At 70.4% G+C, this 18,241-nt stretch carries 18 protein-coding genes and 1 pseudogene; 11 read left to right on the forward strand and 8 right to left on the reverse strand.

Annotated features, from left to right (window positions below; genetic code table 11):
- Positions 1–48: 48 nt before the first annotated feature.
- Positions 49–1,059 carry an NADP-dependent oxidoreductase gene (locus ACIBCU_RS32535; RefSeq protein ID WP_362940366.1) on the reverse strand — a complete coding sequence of 337 codons (1,011 nt, stop codon included), beginning with the start codon at positions 1,057–1,059 and terminating at the stop codon, positions 49–51.
- A gap of 111 nt (positions 1,060–1,170) precedes the next feature.
- Between ACIBCU_RS32535 and ACIBCU_RS32540 the strand changes: the two genes are divergently transcribed.
- Positions 1,171–1,758, forward strand: a complete 588-nt coding sequence (locus tag ACIBCU_RS32540) for a TetR/AcrR family transcriptional regulator (protein WP_362940363.1) — start codon at positions 1,171–1,173, stop codon at positions 1,756–1,758.
- 27 nt (positions 1,759–1,785) lie between these two features.
- Here ACIBCU_RS32540 and ACIBCU_RS32545 read toward each other — a convergent pair whose 3' ends face one another.
- The 5 genes from ACIBCU_RS32545 to ACIBCU_RS32565 are packed head-to-tail and all read right to left on the reverse strand — an operon-like array spanning position 1,786 to position 6,562.
- Entirely contained in the window at positions 1,786–3,195 is a 1,410-nt protein-coding gene (locus ACIBCU_RS32545) for a purine-cytosine permease family protein (RefSeq protein WP_399235829.1), read from the reverse strand.
- Between the two features lie 54 nt (positions 3,196–3,249).
- A complete protein-coding gene (locus tag ACIBCU_RS32550; RefSeq protein ID WP_362940357.1) occupies positions 3,250–4,185 on the reverse strand; it encodes an ABC transporter substrate-binding protein in 936 nt (311 codons plus the stop codon).
- An 11-nt stretch (positions 4,186–4,196) separates the two neighbouring features.
- On the reverse strand, positions 4,197–4,868 hold the full coding sequence (locus ACIBCU_RS32555) for an ABC transporter permease (protein WP_362940354.1): 672 nt from the start codon (positions 4,866–4,868) through the stop codon (positions 4,197–4,199).
- 3 nt (positions 4,869–4,871) lie between these two features.
- Positions 4,872–5,522 carry an ABC transporter permease gene (locus ACIBCU_RS32560; RefSeq protein ID WP_362940351.1) on the reverse strand — a complete coding sequence of 217 codons (651 nt, stop codon included), beginning with the start codon at positions 5,520–5,522 and terminating at the stop codon, positions 4,872–4,874.
- A complete protein-coding gene (locus ACIBCU_RS32565; protein ID WP_362940348.1) occupies positions 5,519–6,562 on the reverse strand; it encodes an ABC transporter ATP-binding protein in 1,044 nt (347 codons plus the stop codon). The genes ACIBCU_RS32560 and ACIBCU_RS32565 overlap by 4 nt, the downstream gene beginning before the upstream one ends.
- Positions 6,563–6,713: 151 nt before the next feature.
- Between ACIBCU_RS32565 and ACIBCU_RS32570 the strand changes: the two genes are divergently transcribed.
- Complete coding sequence (locus ACIBCU_RS32570) at positions 6,714–8,273, forward strand: aromatic amino acid ammonia-lyase (RefSeq protein ID WP_362940345.1); 1,560 nt, start codon at positions 6,714–6,716, stop codon at positions 8,271–8,273.
- A 13-nt stretch (positions 8,274–8,286) separates the two neighbouring features.
- Positions 8,287–8,577 (forward strand): annotated as a pseudogene (locus ACIBCU_RS32575) (TetR/AcrR family transcriptional regulator); the annotation flags it as partial.
- 347 nt (positions 8,578–8,924) lie between these two features.
- Here ACIBCU_RS32575 and ACIBCU_RS32580 read toward each other — a convergent pair.
- On the reverse strand, positions 8,925–9,887 hold the full coding sequence (locus tag ACIBCU_RS32580; RefSeq protein ID WP_399235832.1) for a zinc-binding dehydrogenase: 963 nt from the start codon (positions 9,885–9,887) through the stop codon (positions 8,925–8,927).
- Between the two features lie 186 nt (positions 9,888–10,073).
- Here ACIBCU_RS32580 and ACIBCU_RS32585 point away from each other — a divergent pair, with 186 nt between their 5' ends.
- The 3 genes from ACIBCU_RS32585 to ACIBCU_RS32595 all read left to right on the forward strand — a co-directional run bounded on the left by ACIBCU_RS32585 (position 10,074) and on the right by ACIBCU_RS32595 (position 12,248).
- Positions 10,074–10,703, forward strand: a complete 630-nt coding sequence (locus ACIBCU_RS32585) for a TetR/AcrR family transcriptional regulator (RefSeq protein WP_399235834.1) — start codon at positions 10,074–10,076, stop codon at positions 10,701–10,703.
- 497 nt (positions 10,704–11,200) lie between these two features.
- Positions 11,201–11,698, forward strand: coding sequence for a cupin domain-containing protein (locus ACIBCU_RS32590; protein WP_362940424.1), 498 nt, complete (start codon positions 11,201–11,203; stop codon positions 11,696–11,698).
- 106 nt (positions 11,699–11,804) lie between these two features.
- Positions 11,805–12,248: an SRPBCC family protein gene (locus ACIBCU_RS32595; protein ID WP_362940333.1), complete on the forward strand. Its 444-nt coding sequence runs from the start codon at positions 11,805–11,807 to the stop codon at positions 12,246–12,248.
- Between the two features lie 95 nt (positions 12,249–12,343).
- Here ACIBCU_RS32595 and ACIBCU_RS32600 read toward each other — a convergent pair whose 3' ends face one another.
- Positions 12,344–12,649 (reverse strand): hypothetical protein, encoded by a 306-nt coding sequence (locus tag ACIBCU_RS32600; protein WP_399235837.1) that lies wholly within the window; start codon positions 12,647–12,649, stop codon positions 12,344–12,346.
- Positions 12,650–12,811: 162 nt separating this feature from the next.
- Between ACIBCU_RS32600 and ACIBCU_RS32605 the strand changes: the two genes are divergently transcribed.
- From ACIBCU_RS32605 to ACIBCU_RS32625, 5 genes are all read left to right on the forward strand, one after another.
- On the forward strand, positions 12,812–14,608 hold the full coding sequence (locus ACIBCU_RS32605) for an ABC transporter ATP-binding protein (protein WP_399235839.1): 1,797 nt from the start codon (positions 12,812–12,814) through the stop codon (positions 14,606–14,608).
- Positions 14,609–14,683: 75 nt separating this feature from the next.
- Positions 14,684–14,977, forward strand: a complete 294-nt coding sequence (locus ACIBCU_RS32610; RefSeq protein WP_362943651.1) for a metalloregulator ArsR/SmtB family transcription factor — start codon at positions 14,684–14,686, stop codon at positions 14,975–14,977.
- The gene (locus ACIBCU_RS32615) at positions 14,974–15,363 is read left to right on the forward strand and encodes a VOC family protein (RefSeq protein WP_399235841.1); all 390 of its coding nucleotides are present in this window, start codon (positions 14,974–14,976) and stop codon (positions 15,361–15,363) included. Before ACIBCU_RS32610 ends, ACIBCU_RS32615 begins: the two co-directional genes overlap by 4 nt.
- A 418-nt stretch (positions 15,364–15,781) precedes the next feature.
- On the forward strand, positions 15,782–17,797 hold the full coding sequence (locus tag ACIBCU_RS32620) for an ATP-binding protein (protein ID WP_399235843.1): 2,016 nt from the start codon (positions 15,782–15,784) through the stop codon (positions 17,795–17,797).
- Between the two features lie 7 nt (positions 17,798–17,804).
- Positions 17,805–18,239 carry a roadblock/LC7 domain-containing protein gene (locus ACIBCU_RS32625; RefSeq protein ID WP_362928291.1) on the forward strand — a complete coding sequence of 145 codons (435 nt, stop codon included), beginning with the start codon at positions 17,805–17,807 and terminating at the stop codon, positions 18,237–18,239.
- Positions 18,240–18,241: the final 2 nt, after the last annotated feature.

An 18,241-nucleotide genomic window follows, 5' to 3' on the forward strand; every position in this document is an offset into this window, starting at 1 on the left:
GGTTGCCGGGACCGGCTGACGGAGTCGTGAGGGGCCCTGGGGCGAGGGTCAGCCGACGGTGAGCACGATCTTGCCCTGGATATGTCCCCGGGCGGCGCGTTCGTGCGCGGCCCGGGCGTCCGCCAGCGGAAACGTGCTGTCGATCGCGACGCGGACCGTGCCCGTGTCGAGCAGGCGGCCCAGTTCGGCCAGCTGCGCGCCGTTCGAGCGGACCTGGGTGCCCGTGACCGTCACGCCGAGTTCCGCGGTCTCTTCCTCGTCGAACTCGCCGAAGAACACCGGGAACTGGGACCCGCCGCGCTTGAGCGTGCGCAGGAAGCGGCTGCTGTGAGGGCCGCCGACGGTGTCCAGGACGAGGTCGAGGTCGCGTACGAGTTCCTCGGGACGGCCCCTGGTGTAGTCGATGAACTCGTCGGCGCCGAGCTCGCTCAGGAACGATTCGTGCGCGCCCGATGCCACGGCGATGACGCGCGCGCCCTTCCACTTGGCCAGCTGCAGCGCCAAGTGCCCCACGCCGCCCGCCGCACCGTTGATCAGCACCGTCACGCCGGCGTCGAGTGGCACCGGGCGATGCCGCGCCGCCTGGAAGGGCGAGGGATGATCGTGTCCGAGCTCGATCAGGAACTGCCATGCGGTGAGCCCGGCCATCGGCGCCCCTGCGGCGTGCACATGATCGATACCGGCCGGCTTGCGGGCGAGGTCCGACGCGGGCGCGGCCACGTACTCGGCGTATGTGCTGCCGTCGAAGCTGGGGAAGCGGAGGAGGCCGAAGACCTCGTCACCGACGGAGAAGCCGTCCACATCCGCGGCGACGGCCGCGACGACGCCCGACAGGTCCGTCCCCGGGATCACGGGAAGGTCGAACTCCGGCCTCGTCTCCGGAGGCAGGTTGGACATCCCGTCGCGCAGGTACCAGTCCGGCGGATTGACGCCGACCGCGTGCACGCGGACGAGCACCTCACCCGGCCCCGGCTCGGGAATCGGCACCTCGTCGTAGCGAAGGACTTCGGGGCCGCCGTGCTCATGGAGCCGGACCGCCCTCATCGTGTGTGTCGGCATCGTCTTCTCCTGCCCGCGCTGCGGGATAGGCTTATCCAGATCGGTGATCCGAATAAACGGATCACTGGTACGAATATATGGATCACTGATCCGGATAGTCAAGGGGAACTGATGCGGGCCGACGCCAGGAAGAACCGCGACCACCTGCTCGCAGTGGCGGGCGACGCCGTCGCCGAACATGGCGTCGACGTGTCCCTGCGCGACATCGCGCGCAGGGCGGATGTCGGGCTCGCGACGCTGCTGCGTCACTTCCCGACACGGGAGGCACTGCTCGAGGCCCTGCTCCGGACGAGCTTCGACGCGCTGACGGCGCAGGCGGCCGAGCTCGAGACGTCGAGCTCGCCGCAGGGCGCTCTCGTCTCGTGGCTGCGCGACTGCGTCGCGTGGACGACCGAGTACCGGGGCGTGACCGTGCTGATGGCGGCCGCCATCGAGGACACCGAGTCCGCACTCCATGCTTCGTGCGTCACTCTGCGCGCGGCCGGCGCGCGGCTCCTCACCCGCGCCCAGGACGCTGGCGTGGCGCGGACCGACATCGACGGCGCCGACTTGTTCGCGCTGGTGGCGGCGCTCGCCTGGCTCGGCGATCAGCCCTCGCTCGCGCCGCGCGCGGACCGCCTCTTCGGGGTTGTCGCGAGCGCGATCCTCACGGGCGCGGGGTGCGGAGATGCCGAGGAGGAACGCGGGGTCCGTAGCTGACGGACCAGCGATCGGCGGCTTCCGGGCTCAGGGCTTCCGCGGAGAAGCCAGGGTGTACCGCGTCTCCTCCGGGACGTGGGTCGTGTCCCGGCGTGCCAGCAGCCAGTACAGGGCTGCCGGGACCGCCAGGCCCACGATCCAGGAGATGTCCGCGCCGCCCAGCGGGTCCGCCAGCGGCCCCGTGTAGAAGTGCGTGACGAGGAACGGGAGCTGGGCGAGGATTCCCACCGCGTAGACCGCGAGGGCGTCCCAGCGCCAGGCGCCGTAGCGGCCCTCGGGGTCGGACAGCGCCGGTATGTCGTACCGCTCCCGTGAGATCAGGTAGTAGTCGACCAGGTTGATCGCCGACCACGGCGTGAAGAACGTCAGCAGGAACAGCAGGAAGTCCTTGAAGGACGTCAGGAAGCTGTCCTTGCCCAGGAGCGCCACCACCGTCCCGGCCACCATGATCAGTGCGATGTACGCGGTCCTGCCGCGCCGCGACAGCGTCTTCCGGCCGCGGAACCCGCTGATGCTGGTCACCATCGACATGAAGCCGCCGTAGGTGTTCAGCACGTTGATGGTCAACTTGCCGAGCGCGATCACGAAGTACAGGAACGACGCGATCAGACCCGTGCCCCCCAGGCCGACCACGTATCCGACCTGGTCGGCCAGGAACGCCTCGCCGGCGCTCGCCGCCACGAGCACGCCGAACGTCATCGACCACTGCGAGCCGACGGCCGATCCCGAAAGGGTCCACCAGAACGTGGCCCGCCCCGACGTCGTACGCGGCAGATAGCGCGAGTAGTCCGCGACGTACGGCCCGAAGGCGAGCTGCCAGGATGCCGAGAGCGACACCGCGAGCAGGAACATCGGCAGGTCGAAGTGCGCGTCACCGAGCAGCGCCGACAGGTCCGCACGATCCAGGAGGCGGATGCCCAGGTAGATGAACGCGAGCGCGCAGACCACGCTGGCCACCCGCCCCAGGGCGTGGATCACCCGGTAGCCGACCGCCGCCGTCACGGCCGTGACGAGGGCGAAGACGACGATGCCGGTGGTCTCGTCCGTGTGGGTGAGCTCCGCGGTCGCCTGTCCGGCGAGGACACTGCCGCTCGCGAAGAAGCCCACGTACATGAGGATGACCAGGAGGAGGGGGACGACCGCGCCGCGCACCCCGAACTGGGCGCGGGACTGGATCATCTGGGGCAGGCCGAGCTTCGGGCCCTGCGCGGAGTGCAGGGCCATGACGGCGCCGCCCAGGAGGTTGCCGAGCAGCAGGCCGACGACCGACCACACCACGTCGCCGCCGAAGACGACGGCGAGTGCGCCCGTGACGACCGCGGTGATCTGGAGGTTGGCGCCGAGCCAGAGGGTGAACTGACTGAACGCTGTCCCGTGCCGTTCGTCGTCCGGGACGACGTCGATGGAGCGCCGCTCCACCAGGTCTTCAGCTGCCATGACTCGTGTACCTGGCCTCTCGGTGGTGTGTTCTGCCGCTCGGTCCGGCGGCGGCTACTTCTTCTTGATCCCGTGCTCTGCCGCCCAGTCGTGCGCGACGTCCTCGGGGTCCTTCTTGTCCTTGTCCACCAGGCGGTTGAGCTCGGTGAGGTCCTCGGTCGTCAGCGCGCTGCCGAGCCGGGCGAGCGCCTTGCGCACCGTCGAGTCGGCCTTGCGGTCGGCGATGAGCGGGACGACGTGCTGGCCGGGGACGAGGTTCTTCGGGTCGGTGAGGACGACCCAGTGCTCGGCGACGATGTCGGTGTCCGTGGTGAAGAGGTTCGCCACGTCGACGTCGCCCTTCCTCAGGGCGCCCTTGACCAGCGGCCCCGAGGAGTCGAGGGACTTGAACTCCTTGAACTCCACGCCGTACACGTCCTTGAGGCCTACCGCGCCCACCGTGCGCTTCTTGACCTCCGGCGCCGCGCCGATGACGAGCTTGCCGTTGTGCTCGGCGAGGTCGGCGAGGGACTTGAGGCCGTACTTCTCGGCGGTCCCCCGGGTGACGACGAAGGCGTCGGAGTCCTCCGCCATGCCGTAGGGAAGGATCTGGAGGCCGCGCGGCAGGGCCATGGCGAGGGCGTTCTGCATCTCGCCCTCCTCCGTGGCCTTCGCCTCGGCGTCGAGGTAGTGCAGCAGGGCGCCCTGGTACTCGGGCAGGAGGTCGATGTCACCGCCCTCGAGGGCGGGTATGAGGATCTCGCGGGTACCGAGGTTGGGGCGGACCGTGGTCTTCACGCCGGCCGCTTCGAGGGCCGCCGCGTAGAGATGGCCCAGGACCTGGTTCTCGGTGAAGTTGGCGGTGCCGATGGTGACGCCGCCCTCGCTGGAGCCTCCGCCTCCTCCGCCGGAGCCCTGGCCGTCGAGGGAGGTGATGCCGCCGCTGCAGGAGGCGAGCGCGGGGACGGAGGCGGCGGCGAAGAGCCCGCCGAGGAGAGTTCTGCGGTTCATCGTGCTTGCTCCTAGGCCGACTTGGCGGGGCGATTACGGAAAAGGGCGCGCTGGAGCGCGGAGAGCGTGAGATCGAGGACGACGGCGACGACCGCGACGAGCACGGCGCCCCCGAGCACCTGCACGAGGTCACGCTGGGCGAGCCCGTCGAAGACGTACCGGCCGAGCCCGCCGAAGGAGACGTACGCGGCGATGGTGGCCGTCGCGACGACCTGGATGAGCGCGAGCCGGAGCCCGGTCATGATCAGCGGGAGCGCGAGCGGCAGTTCGACCTGGAGGAGGACCTGGTGCCGGCGCATGCCCTGCCCGCGCGCCGCGTCCCGCACCTCGGGGTCGACGGCGGTCATGCCCGCGTAGGTGTTGGTGACGATGGAGGGCACGGCGAGCGCCACCAGCGCGATGTAGACGGGCCACATCGACAGGCCGCTCGCGAGGAAGACCAGCACGACGAGGCCGACGGTGGGCAGCGCCCGGCCGAAGCTGGAGAGGTTGATGGCGACGAACGCGCCGCGTCCGGTGTGACCGATGAGCAGGCCGATCGGCAGTGCGACGGCCGCGGCGACGAGCGTGGCGAGCAGCGAGTACTGGAGGTGCTCGGCGAGACGGTGGCCGATGCCGTCCGCCCCGGCCCACTGTTCGCCGCTGACGAGCCAGGCGCCGAGGTTCTTGAAGAGTTCGTACACGGGTCAGGCCCTCTGCTTCTGCCGGCGGGTCCAGGGGGTCAGGACGTACTGAAGGGCGACGAGAAGCGCGTCCGCGACGAGTGCGAGAAGCAGGGTCAGGACAACGCCGACGATCACGGGGGTGGGGAAGTTGCGCTGGAACCCGTCCGTGAAGAGCTGCCCGAGTCCGCCGTCGCCGATGTACGTGGCCACGGAGACGAGGGAGATGGCCATCACCGTCGCGATCCGCACGCCCGCCATGATCACCGGGAGGGCGAGGGGCAGTTCGACCGTGAGCAGGGTGCGCAACGGCCGGGAGCCCATGGCCTTCGCGGCTTCCTTCGTCCTGGCGGGTACGGAGTCCAGGCCCTCGACCGTGTTCCGCAGGAGCACGACGAGCGTGTAGATCGTCAGGCCGATGACGGTGGTCGTGCGGGTGAGACCGCTGACCGGCAGGAGGAGCACGAAGACGGCGATGGAGGGGATGGTGAACAGGACGTTCGACAGGCCGAGGAGGAGCCCGCGCAGTCTGCGTACCCGGTGCGCGACCACAGCCAGGGGGAGCGAGACGATCAGGCCGAGGAGTACGGCGGTGAGGGCGGCCTGGAGGTGGGAGAGGGCCAGGGTGGTGAGGTCACCGGTGTGGTCGGCTGTCCACGACCAGTCGAAGGTCATGCGGCCACCGCGCTTGCCTCGCTGTGCACACGCCCCGCGTGGTCGTGGATGTCCCCGCGGGACGTCACCCCGGTGAGGACGCCCTCCGCGTCGACCCGGGCGACCAGGCCGCTCGGCGCTGCGATCGACTCGTTGAGAGCCGAGAGGAGCGAATCCGTGTCCCGCAGGGGCCGGACCGGGGTCTCCGCATCTGTCTCGCTGTCGCGCCAGGCCAGCGGCTTCCGGGCGGGGTCGAGGGCCAGCTGCCAGCGGGAGCCGACGGGCGCGGGCCCCTGGGGCACCTGCGCCAGCGTCGACAGGGACAGCAGCTTCAGGCCTCGCTCCGCGCCCAGGAAGTCCGCGACGAACGCGTCCGCGGGCCGGGCCAGAAGCTCGGCGGGGCTCGCGCACTGGACGAGGTGGCCGCCGGTCCGGAAGACGGCTATGCGGTCGCCGAGTCGTACGGCCTCGTCGATGTCATGCGTGACGAAGACGATGGTCTTGTTCAACTCTCTCTGAAGCCGCAGAAGTTCGTCCTGGAGCTGGGTGCGGACCACGGGGTCGACGGCGCCGAACGGCTCGTCCATCAAGAGCACCGGAGGGTCCGCGGCGAGCGCCCGCGCCACGCCGACCCGCTGCTGCTGGCCGCCGGAGAGCTGGTGCGGGTAGCGCTTCCCGGTGTCGGCGGAGAGACCGACCGTCTCCAGGAGTTCCGCGGCCCGCGTTCGAGCCTTCCTGCGGCCCCAGCCGAGCAGCAGCGGCACGGTCGCGATGTTGTCCAGGACGGTGCGGTGGGGGAAGAGCCCGGACTGCTGGATGACGTAACCGATGGAACGGCGTAGTTCGGCGGCGTCCTGTTCCAGGACGTCCTTGCCGTTGACCCTGATGGTCCCGGAGGTCGGATCGACCATCCGGTTGATCATGCGGAGGGTCGTCGTCTTGCCGCAACCGGAAGATCCGACGAGGACGGTCACACCCCCTTCCGGCATCTCAAGGGTGAGGTCGTGCACAGCGGTTGTGCCGTTCGGGAAGCGCTTGTGGGCCTTGTCGAATTGGATCATGAGGAGTCCCTTGCCCGGCTGCATATCATCATGCAGAGTTCTCGGTGACTGAATAGGTTGTCAATAGCTGGTCGCCGCTCAGGCGTAAATCCCTGGTTACGAGTGGCCGTAAGGCAAGACGAGGCGCCTGATTGAGGAGGAATTACGAGTGATGTCGTCTCGTATGGTGAACACGGCGGTCGACGACAGCGGCGCGATCGTCGTCCTCGACGGCCGCGGACTGATGGTCGCAGATGTCGTACGCATGGCCGAATCCGCAGCGAAGCCCGTCCCCGCAGCAGACGGGATGAAGCGCGTCGAGGCCTCCTGGGTCGCCGCACGGGAGATCGCGTCGTGGGGTCGTGTCTACGGTCGCTCCACCGGTGTGGGGGCTAACCGGAATGAGTCCGTGCCGACGGACGCCGCAGCCGACCACGGCCTGCGGCTGCTGCGCAGCCATGCCGGGGCGATCGGTGAGGAGCTCCCGGCGCGGCAGGTCCGCGCCATGCTGGCGGTCCGCGCCAACCAACTGCTCGCGGGTGGCGCCGGCCTGCGCCCCACCGTCGTCACGGCGCTCTGCGAGGCGCTGGAGACGGGTGCCTACCCGAAGGTCAACGAATTCGGCTCGGTCGGCACAGGCGACATCGCCGCGCTCGCGCAGATGGGCCTCGCGCTGGCGGGCGAACACCCCTGGCAGGGACCGGGGACGGCCCCCGACCCGCAGCCCCTCGACAACAACGACGCCCTCGCCCTGATCAGCAGCAACGCCCTCACCCTCGGCCAGTCGGCGCTCGCGGTGCACGAGCTGCGCGGCCTGATCGCGGCCACACAGGTGGTGGCGGCGCTGTCCCTGATGGCGACCGACGGTTCGTACGAGGCGTACGCGCTGCCGGTGCACGAGGCGCGGCGGCACGCCGGTTCGTACGCCGTCGCGGAACGCATGCGACTGCTGCTCGGCGCGCCCGACCGCCCCACGCCGCCGCTCGGCCGGATCCAGGACCCGTACGGCTTCCGTTGTGTGCCGCAGATCCACGGGCCCGCGCACGACGCGGCGGACGCGCTCGAAGACGTCCTCGCGGTCGAGATCAACGCGGCGGCCGAGAATCCGCTGATCTCGGCGGACGACATGGCGGCCTACCACCACGGCGGCTTCTACCTCGCTCAACTCGCCCTGTCACTGGACCACTTCAGGCTGGCTGTGTCACAGGTGGCGCGCCTGTCGACCTCACGCCTCTCCACGCTCAACGAACCGGGATTCACCCGTCTGCGGCCGTTCCTCGCGGACGGCGAGCCGGCGTCGTCCGGCGTGATGATCCTCGAATACGCGGCCGGGGCGGCGCTCGGCGACCTGCGGGCCTTCTCCGCGCCCGCGTCGCTGGGTCACGCGGTGCTCTCGCGGGGCGTCGAGGAACAGGCCAGCTTCGCCTCGCTGGCGGCGCGCCAGACGCTGCGGGCGTGCGAGGCGTACCGGCTCGTCGTGGGCTGTGAACTCGTAGCGGCCGTACGGGCGTTGCGGCAGCGCGATATGCGGCTCGATCCCGGGCTGCCCGTCGGGCGCGCCTTCGAGCTGGCGGACTCGGTCCTCGAAGCGGAGCTGGCCGACCGGCCGCTGACGGACGATGTGACCCGCGCGGCCGGGCTGCTCGACCGGTTCACCGAACTGTGGCTGGGCCTCGGGTCCGGGGGCGGAACGGCATTCGACGGTCAGGGCGTGGTGAAGGGGACGCCCTGAGGTCCGGCTAGCCGACACGGAGCCGGCGCTCCGTACGGCGTGGTTGATGGCCTGCGACCAGGTGGAGCGCCAGATGTGCGGCATCATCGGCGACCGCCTCGGCCGTCCGGCGGACGACCTCGAGGTGCGGCTGCACGCCGCGGCCACCGCGTCGGGCGTGCGGGTGCTGGACGAGCACATCGGTGCCGCCCTCCTCCCCGGCGCCGACCTCACGGAGTTCACCGACGTGGCGGCGGTCGCCCGGCGGTATGCCCATGTGATCCGCACGGCCACCAGCGGGGTCGTCGGCGACTCCGTCGTCTGAGGACATCGGGGCCGGAGAGGCCGGGGAAGCGCGTCGACCGGAACCCCGAAAGCTCCGCGCAGGAAGCGGAGTTGCGGGCGCGCTCGCCCATCAGCCGGGTGGGTCGGATCCGCACACCTCTCATGGTGGTCCAGGGCGGCAACGACGTCCGCGTCGTCAAGTCCGAGTCCGACGAGCGCCGGCGCGCACAAGCCAGGCGTTCTAAGCGCTCGCCGCGCGGTACGACGGCGTCGTACCCGGCCTCCGCAAGGCGCTGCGCCACTCGTACCTGTCGAGCAGGGAGGTCCGAGGCGAGCCGGGGAGCGTGAGCTCGGGCCCGCGGTGCACTCCACAGCCCGCGCTGTCGACTACGGGGTCAGCACGATCCTGCCGAAGACCTCGCCCGCGTCCATCCTCCGGTGTGCCAGCACGGCTGCGTCCAGGGGGAGCGTCTCGTGCACCACTGTTTCGATCTCGCCCCGGCTCGCTGCCGCGAACTGCTCGCTCCGTACGGCTCGCCGCTCGGCTCCCGTGACCGTGGCTGCGCTGAAAGCGGCGAAGGACAACGACTTCCGGAACGCCGCCATGATCTTCGTACCGAAGTCCGCCGGAGGCTGACCTCCGACCGCTCCCACGGCCACCAGGCGGCCGTTGGGGTTGAGCCGGTCGAAGAACGACGGCATGTCCTCACCCGCCACCACGTCGATGATGACGTCGTAGCCCGAGGGGGCCTGATGTCCTCCCTCGCCGGAGCGGTCCAGCACATGGCTCGCGCCGAGGCGTCGCAGCCTCTCGCCGCGCTCGGCGGAAGAGGTGGTGACCGCCACTGCGGCCGCACCGCCGCGAGCGGCGAGTTGTACGGCCATGATTCCGATGCTGCCGGCCGCACCACGCACCAGGACCGTCTCCCCGGGAGCGAATCGGGCGTGGCGGAGCCCGAAGTGTGCCACCACGCCGGAACTCCCCAGCGTCACCGCGTCGACGGCGGAGAGTCCCACGGGCAGGGGAATGATCTCGTCGACCGGCGCGACGGCCTGTTCGACGTAGCCTCCGCCGGTTCCGGTGAACGCCCACACCCGCCGGCCGATCCACGAGGCGTCGACCCCGCCGCCGACCGCGGTCACCGTGCCCGCCACCTCGCTGCCCGGGATGAAGCCCTCCTCGAAGCCGTAGGCGGCCAGGGCACCGCTTCGGATCACGGTGTCGACCCCACCGACGCCCACCGCCTCGGTGGCGATCAGGACCTGTCCGGCGGAAGGCGTGGGGGCCGGCATGCGGACCACCGCCAGCCCTTCGGGGCCTCCGTACGTCTGGATCGTGATTGCCTTCAACGTCGTCTCCCATGCTCTCGGACCGTTCCCATGCGGTCGTGCTCGGCCGCCGCCCGTCGCCGACGGGGAGGGGCCCACGGCACGGCCGGCGCCCGGCCCAGGTGATGCGCGCCCCAGATGACCCCGGTGCGCCGCTTCGTCCCGGACGGTAGTGGACGCCCCCGTCCGTTTAGGTAAAGTGAGAGCGTGGACGACGGTTTGCCTCACACGCTGCGCTCCGATGCGCTGGACAACCGCGAGCGCATCCTCGACGCGGCCCGGGCACTGTTCTCCGCCGACGGTCTGGACGTGCCGATGCGGGAGATCGCGCGCCGCGCGGAGGTCGGACCCGCCACTCTCTACCGTCGCTTCCCCACCAAGCAGGCGCTGGTCGCCGAAGCCTTCGCGGACCAGTTGCGCGCCTGCCGCACCATCGTCGACGAGGGGTGCGCCGATCCCGATCCGTGGCGTGGCCTCTGCCTGGTGATCGAGAAGATCTGTGAGCTGCACGCCCGGGACAGGGGCTTCACCGAAGCCTTCCTGTCGACGCTCCCCGGGGCGCCGGATGTCGCGGGCCGCGAGTACACGGTGAAGGCACTCGCCGGACTGGCCCAGCGAGCCAAGGACGCGGGGCGCCTGCGGTCCGACTTCGTCCTGGACGACCTCATTCTCGTCCTCATGGCCAACAAGGGGATCCAGACCAGATCGACCGCCACCCAGGTCATGGCCTCCCGGCGCTTCGCGGCGCTGGCGATCCAGGCGTTCGAGGCCTGTCCTCGGCACGCACCGCTGCCGCCGGCGGCACGATTGGCATCCGAAGCTCCGCCCGGCGCCTGACCGTCGGCGGACGGTCCCCGCCAGGCCGTCGCGGGGGCCCGGCTCAGCTGTCCAGGGGATCCACGTACGCAGACAGCTTTGGCGGGTTCATCACCCACATGATGTGTTCGATGCCCCGCGCCGACACGTCGACGGACAGGAGCGCACCGCTTCATCGACGGCCGAGGGGCTTCCCTCAGGACGTAAGCAGCCCGTTCGAGGGGGTTCAGCTTCTCCAGGAGGAACAGAACGTCAAGGTCGAGCGAACCGTCCCACTCCAGGAGGCGAGGGCCGCGGGCGGTGACGGCGCTCGCGCGGACGTCACGAGGCGAGCGGAGTGCGCCGGAGCGGGCCCCAGCCGGAACGCGCCGTGCGGTCGACGCGACCGGCAGGACCGACGCGGCCGACGCGACCGGCAGGACCGGCCGGAGCTGATCGCGGATACGCAGGATTGGCCCATGCTCTTCGCGCCCAAGTGGCTCTCGGCACTGGGCATGTACGGCCATAGAGTCGTGCTCATGACCGAGAACAGGACCACCTTTCCCCTGGTGCTCACCCGTCACGCCGACGCCGAGACCTGCGTCGACCCGAGCAGCACGATGCGCCTGCTCGGCGAGGGCCGCCGCACGGATGGGGGCTTCACGAGCTACCGGTCCACCTTCGCCGAGGGCGCTGTGGGGGCACCGGCTCACTTCCACACCAAGGCGACGGAAATGTTCTTCGTGCTCGGCGGAGCCCTGCGCGTGCTCGTAGGCGAAGAGGTGACCGTCCTGCGGGAAGGGGACTTCCTGTCCGTACCGCCCCACACGCCGCACGCGTTCGCCGCTGCCCCGGGCTTCACCGCGGACGTCCTGTTCGTGTTCGACAGCCACATGGACCGCTTCGCGTACCTGCGTCTGCTCGGCCGGGTCATGAGGGGGGAGGCGGACCCGAAGGAGATAGCCGAGTCGGCGGAGCGCTTCGACAACCACTACGTGGAAAGTGCCGCCTGGCGCGACGCGCTCGAGGTCTCGTGAGTACGGCCGGTCCGACCGGGAAGACGGAGGTGCATGCGTGCGCTGCCGGCCATCGGGTAGTCGGCAGCGCACGGGGTAACCGAGCAAAAGAAGGAGCTGTTCCTCCATGTCCTCCTCCCTCGTGGAAACCGTCGACATCAAGGCACCGGTCAGCGTCACCTGGGCTCTGTGGAGCGATGTGACGCAGTGGCCGAAGTTCCTGAGCCACGTGCGACGGGTGGATCCGATGGACGAGCGCCGGTTCTCCTGGCAGTTGTCCCTCCCGGGCGCCGACAAGAGCTTCGTCGCGGAGCTCACCGAGGTCGTCCCGCAGGACCGGATCGCCTGGAAGACGATCGAGGGCGTGCACCACGCGGGCGTGGTCACCTTCCACCGGCTCGACGACACCTCCAGCCGGGTCGCCCTGCAGATCGAGTACGACCCCAACGGGTTCGTCGAGCACTTGGGTGCACTGACCAATCTCGACTCGGCACTGGCCAACTACGACCTGGGCGAGTTCCAGAAGCTGGCCGAGTCCACGGCCGCGGGTGACGGGCCTCGGGGGGTGTGACCACGCCCCGTACGGCCCCCGCAGACGGGAACCGCCCGTGCGCACCACGGAGGTGCGCACGGGCGGTTCCCGTCTGTCGCGGGCCCGACAGGGGGTCAGCGTCGCGACGGAGCTGAGGAATCCGGCCGACCGGCCACCACCTGTTCTCCGTCTGCGCCGGTGTCCGCGTCCGGTTCGTGCGGGGCCTCCTCCTTCGGGCTGGGCGCTGCCGCCGGCTCGCGGGCCGCGGCCGCCTGGCGTGCGGTACGCAGCGGCGACTGGGTCCACTCGGCGAACCACCAGACGCCGGCCACCACGCACGCCCACATGAGGCCGCTCAGCACGGCGCTCGGCCACGGTGCCCGCTCCGCCCAACGCTCCACGCCCGTCAGCACCGACCAGCCGATGAGCAGCACGGTCACAACTCGTACACGCCTATGTCTGAACATCTCCGCCCGGTACCCGGTCGGCGAGCGGGTACGCAGGGTGACCCCGAAAGATTCCCGCCGGTCACGCCACGGCCCTCTGTCTCTTCCCGTGGAACGGGGGTTGTCGGCAGCGACGGGAGCAGGTGGGATGATCGTATGAAGAAAGCGCTTTCACCGCTCTCCGCCGAACCCCTGGCGTCCTTCGACCACCTGGACCACCGCTACCGCGGAGAGAACCCGGTCCGCACCCTCGGCCACCTCTTCCGCCCCGACCGCGGCAAGCTGGTCCTCGCGGTCGCCATCTTCGTCGTGAAGCACAGCCCCATCTGGCTGCTGCCGCTGATCACCGCGACCGTCCTCGACGTGGTCGTCCAGCACGGTCCCGAATCAGGGATCTGGAAGTCCACCGGAGTCCTGCTGTTCATCCTCGTGATCAACTACCCGCTCCACCAGTGGTACGTGCGCCTGCTCGGAGGCAGCATCCGCCGTATGGGCACGACCCTGCGCTCGGCGCTCTGCCGCCGTATGCAGCAGCTCTCCGTCGGCTATCACGCGCGGGTCAGTTCGAGCGTCCTCCAGGCCAAGGTGGTCCGCGACGTCGAAGCCGTGGAACAGATGGTCCAGCAGAGCTCCGACATGGGCCTCGGTGCCGTCGTCACGCTGATCGGCGGACTCGTCGTCATCGGCGTACGGGTGCCCGAGTTCCTGCCCCTCTTCCTCGTCGTCGTCCCCGCGGCCGGCTTCCTCGTGATGAAACTGCGCAGCCGGCTCCGCAGCCACAACGAGTCCTTCCGCCGCGAGGTCGAACACCTCTCCTCCCGTGTCGGGGAGATGACCACCCTGATTCCCATCACCCGCGCCCACGGACTGGAGCGGACCGCGCTCGGCCGGGTCGACGGGTCGCTGCGCCAGGTGTTCGCGGCCGGGCTGCGTCTGGACATGATCAACGGCCGCTTCGGATCGCTGGCCTGGGTCATCCTCAACACGCTGGGTGTCCTGTGCCTTTCGGGCTCGGCCCTGGTCGCCTACCACGGCTGGATGCCCATCACCGCCGGCGACGTGGTGATGCTCAGCGCCTTCTTCACCGTGCTGACCGGCTCCGTGACGACCCTGCTGGGCCTGGCTCCGGTCCTCACCAAGGGCCTGGAGTCGGTGCGTTCGGCAGGTGAGGTGCTGCAGGCACCCGACCTGGAGAACAACGCCGGCAAGGCGCGGGTCGAGAGCGTCGTCGGCCGCATCGACTTCGAGGACGTCGGGTTCGCCTACGAGGACGGGGAGCCGGCGGTCGACGGGTTCACCCTCTCCGCTCGGCCGGGTGAGACCATCGCGCTCGTCGGGGCCTCGGGTGCGGGCAAGTCCACGGTGCTCAACCTGCTCATCGGGTTCATCAGGCCCACCTCGGGCCGCATCCTGCTGGACGGGACCGACATGGCCGGACTGGATCTCCGGACCTACCGGCGGTTCCTCTCGGTGGTGCCCCAGGAGTCGATCCTCTTCGAGGGCAGCATCCGCGACAACGTCACGTACGGCATGGGGGACACGGACGAGGAGATGCTGATGCGCGCCCTCCGGGACGCCAACGCGCTGGAATTCGTGAACGGTCTGCCGCGCGGCCTGGACACGGTCATCGGGGAGCGCGGCGCACAGCTGTCGGGCGGTCAGAAGCAGCGGCTCGCCATCGCCAGGGCGCTGATCCGCGACCCGAGGGTGCTGGTGCTCGACGAGGCGACTTCGGCGCTCGACAACCGCTCCGAAGCCCTCGTGCAGGAGGCGCTCGCCAGGCTCGTGGACGGCCGGACCGTCTTCGTCGTCGCCCACCGGCTCTCCACCATCCAGGGCGCCGACCGCATCGTGGCCATGGAGGGCGGCAGGATCGCCGAGGTGGGAACGCACGAGGAGCTGCTGAGCACGGACGGTGTGTACGCGGGGCTCCAGCCCGCCCGCCCGAGGTGATGTGCCACATCATGACCTGGCGGCGGGGGAAACCCGGTTTGATAGGCAAGTCGATACTTGCCTATGGTGGTGGTCATGGCGGAGGATGTCTTCAAGGCCCTGGCCGACCCCACCCGTCGGCGCATTCTCGACGAGCTGGCGGAACGCGACGGCCAGACCCTGTTCGAGATCTGCGCGCGGCTGGTGACCAAGCACGGTCTCGGGCTGTCCCGCCAGGCGGTCAGCCAGCATCTGTCCGTGCTGGAATCCGCGGGTCTGGTCCTTGTGCGCCGCCAGGGCCGCTACAAGTTCCACGACCTGGACACCGAACCCCTTGAGCACATCGTGACCCGGTGGCTCAGGCCCGACACGCCGGAGAGCACCGCATGAAGATCCATCTGTCCAGCGTCTTCGTCGATGACCAGGAAAAGGCCCTGCGCTTCTACACGGATGTGCTGGGCTTCGTGAAGAAGGCCGACGTCCCGCTCGGGGCGGACCGATGGCTGACCGTCGTCTCGCCGGAGGCCCCCGACGGGACCGAACTGCTGCTGGAGCCCGACGGTCACCCCGCGGCGAAGCCGTACAAGGACGCGCTGGTCAAGGACGGGATCCCGGCCACCTCCTTCGCCGTGGACGACGTGCGCGCGGAGTTCGACCGGCTGCGCGGGCTCGGTGTGCGCTTCACCCAGGACCCGCTGGAGATGGGCCCGGTCACCACGGCGGTTCTGGACGACACCTGCGGCAACCTGATCCAGATCGTGCACAGCGCGCAGTGACCCGGCGGCGGGCGTGGGCGGATCAGCCGCCCCTGTCTTCCGCCGGCGCGCATCCGAAGGAGCGGTGGGCCCCGGAACGTCCGGGGCTCACCGCTCCTTCGCTTGTGCGGGGAACTCCTCGGTGCACCCGCCCCGCGTATTCGCACACATGGCCGATGCTCGGCCACCCGTGCGGAGTTGGCGGTGGACGGATTCGGTTGCCCGTGCGAGGCGTCATACCAGAGCGGGACGCCTGGCGGGCAACTTCGACAACTGCACGTCGAGCACGGGCGATTGACGACTACCGTGTGTGTCCGGTGATCAACGCTGGGCTCATATCGGTCGAGCCTGCCCCAACCGTTGACCCGGGCCTGACCGACCACCGTAGGTGTCACCACACGAATGCCGATTCCTGGTGCCCCACGTACCGAGGACGATGATGTCTCAACTTCGCGCACCCAACGCGCGACCGGAACGCCGCGAAGGTGGACGGCACGGTCGTCCGGGTGGCCGTTCGCACTCGGCCGCGAGCCGGCCGCGAGCCGCGCAGCCCGTTCCCGACAGCCGACTGCGACCGCAGCTGCTGCGCACCGCCCTCCTGCCGACCGTGGCCGCCGTGCTCAGCGGAGCGGCGGCCGTCATCTTCACCATCCGGGCCTCCGGGGTGCGCCCCTCCGGCAGCCTCCTGGCGGCGCTCGGAGGATCCGGGGCGCTCGCCGTGGCGGCCGTGACCGCGGCCTTTCTCGGTTCAGGCCGTGTCGCCACCGGCGTCCTCGACCGCGCTCTGGCACTCCGGCGCACCGGCGCCCAGCACCAGGCCGAGCTCCAGCGCGTCGTGGAACAGCTCCGCGACGGTGAACCCCTGCCCGCCCGCCGGCCGACACCGGCCGCCGCCGACGACGCGGACGCCTTCGATCTCCTCGCCCAGGAGATGGGCCGCTCGCAGGACGAGGCGGTGGCGGCCGTCGTCCAGGCCTCACAGCTGTTCCGCAGCAACGGGAACGAACAGAAGGTCGAGGTCTTCGTCAACCTCGCCCGGCGGCTGCAGTCCCTCGTGCACCGGGAGATCCAGATCCTCGACGAGCTGGAGCACGAAGTCGAGGACCCCGACCTGCTCAAGGGCCTCTTCCACGTGGACCACCTCGCCACCCGTATCCGCAGGCACGCCGAGAACCTCGCCGTGCTCGGCGGCGCGGTCTCACGGCGGCAGTGGAGCAATCCCGTGACCATGACCGAAGTGCTGCGCTCGGCTATCGCCGAGGTCGAGCAGTACCCACGGGTCAAGCTGGTCCCGCCGATCGACGGCACCCTGCGCGGACACGCGGTGGCCGACGTGATCCACCTCCTCGCCGAACTCGTCGAGAACGCAACCGTGTTCTCCGCCCCGCACACCCAGGTCCTGCTGCGAGCCCAGCGCGTCACCGCCGGGCTGGCCCTGGAGGTGGAAGACCGGGGACTCGGCATGCCCGGTCCCGAGCAGAAGCGGATGAACACCCTGCTCGCCGACCCCGACCAGGTCAACGTCGCCCATCTGCTGCAGGACGGGCGGATCGGGCTGTTCGTCGTCGCCTCCCTGGCCCGGAGGCACGGCATCGCCGTGCGGCTGCAGAGCAACATCTACGGGGGCACGCAGGCGGTGCTCGTGCTGCCCGAGATCCTCCTGGGCATCGACATCGATGCCACGTCGCCGGCCGGGGCGACGACGGCCCCGCCGTCCGGAACCCACGACTCATCGCCCGTAGCCCCACCGCAGGCGGCGGTCCAGTCCCCACTGCGGCTGGACCGGGCACAGGGGGAGGGGCCGCCGCCGTTGCCGCTGCGTGCCGAGCGGGTCGACCGCCCGAACCTGGCGGCGTCCCCGTCGGGCGTCCGGTCCTTCGAGACCGCCGAGCCCGCGCCGCCGTCCGCCGAGCCCGCACCGCCGGCGGGGCCGACTCCCGCGGTCTTGCCCGCCCCGTCGGCTGTGACTGCCCCCTCGGCCGGAGGACCCGCCCCGTCCGCCGGGTCCGTCGCATTCGTCCGGACCGCCACGGACACCGGCGCCCCAGCCGAGGCGCCCGCGGCCGCCCCGGACCGCCCCCAGCTCCCCAGGCGCAGCAACCAGGAGCATCTGGTTCCGCAGCTCAGGGAGGCCCCGGTGCCACGCGCCGAGGACGGGAAGGCCCTGCACGACCCCGGCCTGATGGCTGCCTTCCGGCGTGGGGTCGACCTCGCGGAGGGCCGGACCGCTGAGGAGCCGGAACCGCCGGACGCATACGGCGCACCGGGCGCCGAGCCCGCCGCCCCCGGCCCCGCCGTGACCGTCGGGGCACAGCGTTCCCACGGCCCGGCCCCGCTGCCGTTCCGCAGCCCCGCGACCACCGCGACAGCCGGTACCGAGCGGGCGGACACCGGACTCCGGGAACCGCAGACGCCCGAACCGGATCCACGAACCGAGAACATGTTCAAGGAGTAGATGCACCATGACGAGCAAAATGCCGTCCGGTCAGGTCTCGGACCTCGACTGGCTGTTGAGCGGCCTGGTCCAACGCGTGCCCTACACACGCAGCGCCGTCCTCCTCTCGGCGGACGGCCTGGTGAAATCCGTGCACGGCATGGACGCCGACAGCGCCGATCACATGGCCGCCCTGGCCGCCGGCCTGTACTCACTCGGCCGAAGCGCCGGTGCCAGATTCGGTGACAAAGGCGACGTGAGGCAGATCGTGGTCGAGCTCGACTCGACGCTCCTGTTCGTCTCCACCGCAGGCTCCGGCACCTGTCTCGCCGTCCTCGCCGACCGCGAAGCGGATGCCGCCGTACTGGGGTACGAGATGGCCATGCTGGTCAAGAGCGTGCGCCCCTACCTGATGACGCCGCTCCGGCAGCCGGCCGGAGCGCCGTTCACCCCGGGGCTGTGAGG

This window comes from Streptomyces sp. NPDC051064, from assembly GCF_044455985.1.
Lineage (GTDB): Bacteria > Actinomycetota > Actinomycetes > Streptomycetales > Streptomycetaceae > Streptomyces.